Genomic DNA, 9,158 nt, shown 5'->3' with positions numbered 1-9,158 from the left:
CCGGCATCAGCCGTAGCCCCAGCGCCAGCCCCGGCACCGGCATCAGCCGTAGCCCCGGTGCCGACCCCGCCGCCAGTTCCGGCACCGGCATCAGCCGTAGCCCCGGTGCCGACCCCGCCGCCAGTTCCGGCACCGGCATCAGCCGTAGCCCCAGCCCCGCCAGCAACCGCCTCTGGCGGCTCCGTGTCTGGCCGCCTCAGCCGGACGGACCCTGCCAGTTGCCCGTCGCAGCTGATGGCCCAGCTCTTCTGCCCCGCGGGACCGTCCAGACCGGCTGCGGAGGCGCGGTGGAATTCGCGGAACCAGCTGATCCGATCGGTGTTCCAGCCGGGGGTCGTGCCCAGCGGCGGGGTGACCTCGTCGGCGTCGGCGTCCCGGAGCGCGAGTTCCAGGAGCAGTTCGAGAACGGCCTCGCTGACGTCAAGCAGCGCGACCGCGGGCACGGGCTCAGCTGATGGGGACATCTATCCACTCCGTTTCTCCGGGCACCAGCGACGCGCGGCCGGCTGACATGGCGGCCACGCGGTCCGCGGCACGGGCCAGTTCTTCCGGATCATCCGGCAGCGCCAGCCTCAGGACAGTAGTCTGCGCCTCGTAACGGGTTTCGGCCATGGCATACCCCGCGGCGCGCAGATCGTTCTCCAGCCGCCCGGCCACGGCGTGCTGCACTGGCACCGAGCAGATTCGCAGCCGGCGGCGCCGCATGAGAGGCGCAAGCTCCAGCGCCCCGGACACGGATTCGGAATAGGCGCGCACCAGGCCGCCGGCACCCAGGAGAATGCCGCCGAAATAGCGCACGACGATCGCGGCGACGTCGCTGAGGTCGGCGACGCCGGGCGCGGTCTCCCGCTTCAGCAGCGCCTCAAGCATGGGGAGGCCCGCGGTGCCGGACGGCTCGCCGTCGTCGTTGGACCGCTGCACGTCCCGGTCGGGGCCGAGCACGAAGGCGAAGCAGTGATGCCGTGCGTCATGGAATTCCCGGCGCAGGCGGCCCAGGGCGGCGCGGGCGGCGTCCTCGTCCGCCGTGCGGGCCAGGACGGTGATGAACCGGGACCGTTTGACCTCGATTTCGCGGCGGAATTCTGACCCCGCGGCGAGGGTGGTGTAGACGGCCGTCCTGCTCTCGGGGGTTTCCGCCGCATCTGCCACCGGTTCAGTTTAGTCTGGTGAGGTGTTGAAGATCGGGTTGACCGGCGGGATCGCCTCGGGGAAGTCCATGGTTGGCGCGCGCCTGCGCGAACTCGGCGCAGTGCTTGTCGACGCCGACGCGCTGGCCCGGGAGGTCGTGGAGCCAGGTACGCCCGGGCTGGCCGGGGTGGTCGAGGCCTTTGGTGCTGCCATCCTGACGCCGGAAGGCCGGCTGGACCGGGCCCGGCTGGGTGCCCAGGTCTTCGGCGATCCGCAGCGACTGGCCGTGCTCAATGGGATCATCCACCCCTTGGTGCGGGAGCGCGCCGCAGCGATTGTTGCCGCCGCCTCGGCCGGCGCCGTCGTGGTCCAGGACATCCCGCTGCTGGTCGAAACCGGACAAGGGAACAACTTCCACCTGGTGGTCGTGGTGGATGCCCCGGACGACGTCCGGGTCCAACGCATGGCCGAACACCGCAACATGAGCGTCGAGGAGGCGCACGCCCGGATGGGCGCCCAGGCGAGCCGCGAGGACCGGTTGGCGGCGGCGGACGTCATGCTGGAGAACTCGGGCACCCCGGAACAACTCCGGGGAGCCGTGGACGCGCTGTGGGAGCAGCGGCTGGCGCCGTTCGCGCTGAATCTCAAGGAACAGAGGATTGCACCGCGGAAGGGAGGACCGGTTCTCGCCCCGGCCGATCCGGCCTGGGCCGCCCAGGCCGGCCGGCTCATTGCCCGGCTGCAGACCGCGCTCCCGCGGGATCTCCTGGCCGTGGACCACATCGGGTCCACGGCCGTCCCGGGCCTTGACGCCAAAGATGTGATCGACCTCCAGCTGAGCGTCCGCGACCTCGACGCCGCGGACCGGATCGCGCCGCTGCTGGCCGACGCGGGATTCCCGCGCTGGCCCGGCATCATCGCCGACAACCCCAAGCCCACCCACCCGGACCCCACCGACTGGGGTAAACGGTTGCACGGCAACACCGATCCCGGACGGCCGGTGAATCTTCACCTCCGCGCGGCCGGCTCCCCGGGCTGGCGGTACGCCCTGTGCTTCCGCGACTGGCTCCGCGCCGATGCCGGGGCCCGGACGGACTATGTCGCCGAAAAGAAGCGGGTAGCCGGGCTGCATGAGACGGACAAGTCCACCGCCGGCTATGCGGCCGACAAGGAGGGCTGGTTCACCGACTACGCCGCGCCCCGGATGGAAGCGTGGGTGCAGCGCACGGGATGGCAGCCGCCGTCGTACTCCGACGATGAGAGGGCGGCCGACGACGGGGGAGCGGCCGGCAGCGGTATCGGCACCGCCAGCGGCGCCGGCGGCGCCACCGTCGGCCCAGGTACTGCCCAAAGCTGAATCAGGACATCCTGTCGCAGCCCGGCGGTAGATTAGGTACATGAGTCTTGCCCAGCAAATCAACCGCGTCGTGGCGCCCTTCGAGGTCATCAGCGAGTTCCAGCCGGCGGGTGACCAGCCGGCCGCCATCGCCGAACTGACCGAGCGCATCAAGAACGGCGAAAAAGACGTCGTGCTGCTCGGCGCCACCGGTACCGGTAAGAGCGCGACCACAGCCTGGCTGATCGAGCAGGTCCAGCGTCCCACCCTGGTGATGGTGCAGAACAAGACCCTCGCCGCGCAGCTGGCCAACGAATTCCGGGAACTGCTGCCGAACAACGCGGTGGAGTACTTCGTCTCCTACTACGACTACTACCAGCCCGAGGCCTACGTCGCCCAGACGGACACCTTCATCGAGAAGGACTCCTCTGTCAACGAGGAAGTCGAACGGCTCCGGCACTCCGCCACCAACGCGCTGCTGACCCGCCGCGACGTGATTGTGGTGGCTACCGTCTCCTGCATCTATGGTCTGGGCACCCCGGAAGAATACATCGCCGGCATGGTGACCCTCCGCAGGGGCGCGGAGATGAACCGCGATGACCTGCTCCGGAAATTCGTTTCCATGCAGTACACCCGCAACGACATGGACTTCCACCGCGGCACGTTCCGGGTGCGCGGCGACACCGTGGAAATCATCCCGATGTACGAGGAGCTGGCAATCCGGATCGAGTTCTTCGGGGATGAGATCGAGAACATCCAGACCCTTCACCCGTTGACCGGCGAAGTGCTCCGGGACGAGAACGAAATGTACGTCTTCCCCGCCTCGCACTACGTGGCCGGTCCGGAACGGATGGGCCGGGCGATCAAGAGAATCGAAGACGAACTCGCCGAGCGTCTCGCGGTGCTGGAAAGCCAGAACAAGCTGGTCGAGGCCCAACGGCTCCGAATGCGCACCACCTATGACCTGGAAATGATGCAGCAGATGGGGTTCTGCAACGGCATCGAGAACTATTCCTCGCACATTGACGGCCGCGCCCGCGGGACCGCGCCGCACTGCCTCATCGATTACTTCCCGGACGACTTCCTCCTGGTGATCGATGAATCCCACGTCACCGTCCCGCAGATCGGCGCCATGTACGAGGGCGACATGTCCCGCAAGCGCAACCTCGTGGACCACGGCTTCAGGCTGCCCTCGGCGATGGACAACCGCCCGCTCAAGTGGGACGAGTTCCAGGACCGTGTGGGCCAGGCCGTCTACCTCTCAGCCACCCCGGGCAAGTACGAGCTCGGCAAGTCCGACGGCTTCGTCCAGCAGATCATCCGCCCCACCGGCCTGATCGACCCCGAGGTCGTCGTCAAGCCCACGAAGGGGCAGATCGATGACCTCTTGGGTGAAATCCGCACCCGCACCGCGAAGAACGAGCGAGTCCTGGTCACCACCTTGACCAAGCGGATGGCCGAGGACCTCACGGACTACCTGCTGGGCCATGGCGTGAAGGTGGAGTACCTGCACTCCGACGTCGACACCCTGCGCCGCGTGGAACTCCTGCGCGAACTGCGGATGGGTGTCTTCGACGTTCTCGTCGGCATCAACCTGCTCCGTGAAGGCCTCGACCTCCCGGAGGTGTCGCTGGTCAGCATCCTGGACGCGGACAAGGAAGGCTTCCTGCGCTCCTCGACGTCCCTGATCCAGACCATCGGGCGTGCCGCCCGCAACGTGTCCGGCCAGGTGCACATGTACGCGGACCGGATCACCGACTCGATGGCCCACGCCATCGACGAGACGAACCGCCGCCGCGCCATCCAGGTTGCTTACAACACGGAGAAGGGGATCGATCCCCAGCCGCTCCGGAAGAAGATCGCGGACATCACCGACCAGCTGGCCAAGGAAGATGCCGACACCCGCGAGCTGCTGGCCGCGGCCGGGAAGAACCGCGGCAAAGGCAAGGGCTCCGCGCACATCCGGGCGGACGGGCTCGCGGCCGCGCCGGCAGAGGACCTCGTCGGCCTGATCGAACAGCTGACCGAACAGATGCACGCAGCAGCCGGCGAGCTGCAGTTCGAGCTGGCCGCCCGGCTCCGCGACGAGGTGGGGGAATTGAAGAAGGAGCTGCGCCAAATGCAATCCGCGGGGCACGCCTAGGGTAAACTCGGACAAACGTAGGGGAGTATCCCAAGCGCTACGATCGTCAACACGCACGGCTACGATGCCGCGCCGGGCGTAGCGGGCAGCCAGGCAGCGTCAAGCGCCGGCGGTCGGAGAGACTTACACCGCTGAGTCGTACCCTACGAAAGGTATTTCCCCGTGCCCGAACTTCCCCTGTGGTTCGAGATCGGCTCGTTTGTCGTCCTCGGCGTCATTCTTGCCATCGACCTGCTGATGGTCCTCAAACGCCCGCATGAACCCTCCATGAAAGAAGCCGGGCTGTGGGTTGCGTTCTACGTGGCCCTGGCACTGGTCTTCGCCGGCGCCATGTTCGCCTTCACCGGCCCGGAATTCGGCGGCCAGTTCATCGCCGGCTGGGTGACGGAATACAGCCTGAGCATCGATAACCTGTTCGTCTTCATCATCATCATGGCGCGCTTCTCGGTACCCCGTAAGTACCAGCAGGAAGTGCTCATGGTGGGCATCATCATCGCCCTCATCCTCCGCGGCATATTCATCATGCTCGGCGCGATCGTCATCAACCAGTTCAGCTGGGTCTTCTACATCTTCGGCGCCTTCCTGCTCTGGACCGCATGGAAGCAGGCCCAGGACGAGGGCGAGGACGAGGAAGACAAGGAAAACCCGCTGATCGCCCGGATCCGCCGGGTCCTGCCGATGTCCGAGAAGTTCGACGGCGGCAAGCTCCGCACCGAGGTGGGCGGCAAAAAGGTCTTCACCCCCATGCTGATCGTCTTTGTGACCATCGGCATGACCGACCTGCTCTTTGCCGTCGACTCCATTCCGGCAATCTTCGGCCTCACCCAGAGCGCCTTCATCGTCTTCACCGCAAACATCTTCGCCCTCATGGGGCTGCGCCAGCTGTACTTCCTGCTTGGCGGCCTCATGAACCGGCTCATCTACCTCAAGCACGCCCTGTCGGTCATCCTGGCGTTCATCGGCGTCAAGCTGGTCCTGCACGCCATGCACGTCAACGAACTGCCCTTCATCAACGGGGGCCAGCACATTGAGTGGGCGCCGGAGATCCCGACCTTCGTCTCCCTCGCCGTGATCATCGGCACCATCATCATCGCCGTGATCGCCAGCCTGATCAGTTCCAAGGCCTCCAAATCCAAGTTGGACACCCGGCTGGAAGAGGACTCCCGCAAGAGCCTGAGCGACGTCGACTAGCGGCGGCCCGCCGCGCTGCGGCCCGCAGATTCGGGCGGACTGCACCTCACCATACCCCCTGGCCCGGAGGCTCCGACGAAAGGCTGGCCGGCGAGGCCGGAACGACGCTGCTGGGCGCGTTTAGAGCTGGATCCAATACCGCCAGGCGGCGTCGTCAGCGGCGTTCCCGAGTTCGGCCGGGGTACCGCCCTGGCTCTGGATCGTTTTCGCGGAGGCAATGTTCCCGGCCTCGCACATGACAAGCACCCGGTCCATGCCCAGCACCTTCGCTTCGCCGAGCATCCGGCCCAACGCCCACGCGGCGAGCCCGCGGCGGCGCGCTGAGGGCCGGATGCCGAAACCGATATGCCCGGCCCGCGCCACCAGTTCATGGGACTCGTGCCGCAACGCGATCCCGCCCAGGACGTGGTTGCCATCAGCGACCCACCGGTACGTACAACGGCCTTGCTCATCTGCCAGCCGCGCCAACAGTGCCTCGAACCCGGCCAGCGAATCGACCTCGTCAGTCCCCAGCAGCCCGAAACCATCCTCATGGACACCGGGGCCCCACTCGGAGTTTGCTTCCAGCCACGAGGTACGCAGGTGGCGTGTCGGTGCGATCAACTCAGGCATGGCATCACTGTATCGCTGCACACCAGCCCCTCGGCAGGTCCGATAACGAGCCAGTACTTCCGAGATGGCCCGGCCTGTGACCCCGAGACTTGGCCCGCTGCTCACGGTGTCCGCCTCTTTATCCCTTGCCGCCGGCAGTTAATAACGACCGTTTAGGCCAGTCTGAGACGGGGCTTGAGGAAAATGCCAATGGTTGCGATGACATATCTTCTAGGCCAGCCGACATGCCTAGACGCATCTCTGCTGCTAGCTCCCGGGATGAGGAAATCGCTCTGATATGGCTCCTTCGGCGTGATGTCCGTGCAGCGCAGCACCTTTGACCTCCTGTCAGCCGGCAAAGTAGAACAGCAAGCAAAAACGACCATTAGCGAATCTGGTCTGGTGCAAAACTTCTGGCGGATGGGTTTTGACCATTTGTCGACATCCAAGCAGGACAAGATGTGAATTGCAGCGACAAAGGGCCTCGAAATGTCAGCGCTATGTGGCATGGTGTGGAGCGTCCAAGCTTATTGGGGCTTTGCCAGTCCACCGCACGCCGGCGCGCACGGGCTGTGGGCTGCACGGAAAAGCCGCGGACTCGCACGGTCCGGGCTGTCCGGATTTCTGTTACCGCTGGATGGTGACGACGAGATCCAGGTGCATGTCTTTATCGGCGACAAGGCGGTCTTGGAGGTAGCGGGCAAGACCCGCGTCCGTGGTGGTGTGAACGCTTTGCGGAATCGCTCCCCGGAGGAGTGCCTTGGTGTTGGTGGACTTGACCACGTCCAACGGTGCCCAACTGCGGTGGCTGGATGTGAGGCGTTCTATCTCGGTGCGGAAGGAGCGCCCATCGTTGTCACGGATGGTGGCGCACATGGTGAACGGGATGAAGGAAGTAGGCAAATGAGGTCCTTTCACGAGGCACCCGGTGGTCGGAGCCTCTGTTGACAAGGTCACGATGGGCCCTGATATTCCTATAAAGCAGCATAAGAGTCCAATGTCACGGGGCGGATTCGGCGGCCGTCTGCCCTGCCAACCCAGCCCAACGGTTCCCTTCGAGTGACCAGGGCAGGGTTAGCGGTCCGCGCCGGCGATTGCAGCCAGGTCGCGGCGGAAGGTTTCGGGTTCATGGTCGACGGGGAGGTCGACGTCGTCTTCGGCCCCGTCGAGAGATGCGCCTGAGTCTGGCGTGAGCGAAGCAAAGGCCGCTGTGAGGTCGTCTTGCTCAGTCCCGTGGTCGGCGACGAGTTCGAGGGTTTTGTGGTCGGCGGTGTCGCTTTGCAGGCTGTCGATGAGCACGCGGGCGATTTCGTCGCGGGCGATGACGCCGTCGGCCGGTGAGCCGGCCTGTCGTTTGTCGCCTTGGAGCATGACGATCATGCGCTGATCGGGTTGGTTGTAGTCGAACCAGCCGGGCCGGACGATCGTGTACGGGTTGCCGCTGGCGCGAACGAGCCGTTCGCTGCGCAGCTTCCATTGCGCGTAGGCGACGCCGGGCCGGGTGGTACCAATAGCAGTCATGAGGGCGATCCGGACCTGGCGGCCGTCGAGTGCCTTGAGGACGTTGGCGACGCCGGCGTAGTCATTGTCCCGGACGTCACGTTCACTGGTGGTGGACCCGTGGGTGAACACGATCGCCTCGACGCCGTCGACGGCCGGGCCAAGGGTTTTGGGACGGGTCAGGTCACCAACGACAAGGTCCACCCCGTCAGGGAGGACGCGGGCAGCCCGGGCCTGATCACGGACCAGCGCCCGGACGGCGTAACCCTGGCGCAGCGCTTCGGCTATGGCATAGCGGCCGATGCTTCCGGTGGCGCCAATGATCAGCACGATGGAGGGACGGGGGTTCATTTCTTCTCCTTGACGGCGGCTTCTGTTGTTTCGCGCTGGGTGGCAACCCAGCTGGCCAGGACTTTCAGTGCGTCCTCTGAAGGTGTGGAGGGATCTGCTGTGTACACGTTGATCCGCAGTCCCGGGTCGGCGGGAAGTTCCAGTGCTTCGTAGCTCAGGTCCATGTCCCCCACGATCGGGTGGTGGAGCCGCTTGCGGCCGGCGCGGTGGTACTTCACGTCGTGCCGGGCCCACCGGGTGCGGAACTCCTCGCTACGGGTCGAAAGTTCACCGACCAGGTCCGTGAGGTCTTTGTCGTAGGGGTTCTTCCCGGCGGCGGACCGCAGGACAGCCACGACGTCGTCCGCAGCTCGCTCCCAGTCGACGAAAAACTCCCGCGCTTTCGGGTTCAGGAAGGTAAACCGTGCGCTGTTCGGCGGAGCGGCCCCCTCTGCCATCATGTCCAGATAAAGTGCCCGGCCCAGCTCGTTGGCGGCGAGGACATCCCCGCGGTCGTTGCGGACCCAGGCCGGCGCCGTTGTGATGGCATCGATGACGCGCTGCACACTCGGCCGCACGGTCTGCGGGCTGCGTTTGCGCCGGACCCGGGGCGAGGCGGTCGCGGCGCGGGCCAGGTCGAAAAGGTGGGCCGTTTCGGCGTCGTCAAGCTTAAGGGCGCGTCCGAGGGCTTCGAGGACGCTGTCCGAGGCGCCGGAGAGGTTTCCGCGCTCAAGGCGGATGTAGTAATCGATGCTCATCCCTGCGAGCATCGCGACTTCCTCGCGGCGCAGCCCGGTAACGCGGCGGTTGCCGCCGTAGACGGGCAGCCCGGCTTCCTCGGGGGTGATCCTTGCACGGCGGGAGCTGAGGAAGTTCCGCACGTCGTCGCTGTGTGTCATGGCGTCCACGCTACGCCGGGGCACTGGAGCGAGGGAGGGT

10 protein-coding genes are annotated in these 9,158 nt (G+C 66.0%); 4 read left to right on the top strand and 6 right to left on the bottom strand.

Annotation, left to right across the window (positions count from 1 at the left end; genetic code table 11):
- Positions 1-464 (bottom strand): GNAT family N-acetyltransferase (locus BLQ10_RS22355; protein ID WP_175558572.1); only part of this gene is annotated, 464 nt, incomplete at its 3' end.
- Positions 448-1,149, bottom strand: coding sequence for an IMPACT family protein (locus BLQ10_RS10790; RefSeq protein WP_091561717.1), 702 nt, complete (start codon positions 1,147-1,149; stop codon positions 448-450). The genes BLQ10_RS10790 and BLQ10_RS22355, both read right to left, overlap by 17 nt.
- A gap of 22 nt (positions 1,150-1,171) precedes the next feature.
- On the opposite strand from BLQ10_RS10790, the gene coaE reads away from it, so the two are divergent.
- The 3 genes from coaE (at position 1,172) to BLQ10_RS10775 (ending at position 5,798) form a co-directional block, all read left to right on the top strand.
- Complete coding sequence (coaE, locus tag BLQ10_RS10785) at positions 1,172-2,485, top strand: dephospho-CoA kinase (RefSeq protein ID WP_091561714.1); 1,314 nt, start codon at positions 1,172-1,174, stop codon at positions 2,483-2,485.
- Positions 2,486-2,525: 40 nt separating this feature from the next.
- Positions 2,526-4,607: an excinuclease ABC subunit UvrB gene (gene uvrB / locus BLQ10_RS10780; RefSeq protein WP_091561711.1), complete on the top strand. Its 2,082-nt coding sequence runs from the start codon at positions 2,526-2,528 to the stop codon at positions 4,605-4,607.
- Between the two features lie 162 nt (positions 4,608-4,769).
- Positions 4,770-5,798: a TerC family protein gene (locus BLQ10_RS10775; protein ID WP_091561707.1), complete on the top strand. Its 1,029-nt coding sequence runs from the start codon at positions 4,770-4,772 to the stop codon at positions 5,796-5,798.
- 120 nt (positions 5,799-5,918) lie between these two features.
- Here the strand turns inward: BLQ10_RS10775 and BLQ10_RS10770 are convergent, their stop codons facing one another.
- Complete coding sequence (locus tag BLQ10_RS10770; protein ID WP_091561702.1) at positions 5,919-6,410, bottom strand: GNAT family N-acetyltransferase; 492 nt, start codon at positions 6,408-6,410, stop codon at positions 5,919-5,921.
- Between the two features lie 291 nt (positions 6,411-6,701).
- Here BLQ10_RS10770 and BLQ10_RS22350 point away from each other — a divergent pair, with 291 nt between their 5' ends.
- Positions 6,702-6,854: a hypothetical protein gene (locus BLQ10_RS22350; RefSeq protein ID WP_175558571.1), complete on the top strand. Its 153-nt coding sequence runs from the start codon at positions 6,702-6,704 to the stop codon at positions 6,852-6,854.
- A gap of 162 nt (positions 6,855-7,016) precedes the next feature.
- On the opposite strand, the gene BLQ10_RS10765 is transcribed toward BLQ10_RS22350, so the two are convergent.
- The 3 genes from BLQ10_RS10765 to BLQ10_RS10755 all read right to left on the bottom strand — a co-directional run bounded on the left by BLQ10_RS10765 (position 7,017) and on the right by BLQ10_RS10755 (position 9,118).
- On the bottom strand, positions 7,017-7,292 hold the full coding sequence (locus tag BLQ10_RS10765; protein ID WP_091561698.1) for a hypothetical protein: 276 nt from the start codon (positions 7,290-7,292) through the stop codon (positions 7,017-7,019).
- A 171-nt stretch (positions 7,293-7,463) separates the two neighbouring features.
- Positions 7,464-8,240: an SDR family oxidoreductase gene (locus tag BLQ10_RS10760; RefSeq protein ID WP_091561695.1), complete on the bottom strand. Its 777-nt coding sequence runs from the start codon at positions 8,238-8,240 to the stop codon at positions 7,464-7,466.
- Complete coding sequence (locus tag BLQ10_RS10755) at positions 8,237-9,118, bottom strand: helix-turn-helix transcriptional regulator (protein ID WP_091561691.1); 882 nt, start codon at positions 9,116-9,118, stop codon at positions 8,237-8,239. Before BLQ10_RS10755 ends, BLQ10_RS10760 begins: the two co-directional genes overlap by 4 nt.
- Between the last annotated feature and the right edge of the window lie 40 nt (positions 9,119-9,158).

This window comes from Arthrobacter sp. ok362 (genome assembly GCF_900102785.1).
Lineage (GTDB): Bacteria > Actinomycetota > Actinomycetes > Actinomycetales > Micrococcaceae > Arthrobacter.
The sequence above is the reverse complement of the archived record's forward strand: the minus strand, read 5'-3'. Positions and strand labels throughout refer to the sequence as shown.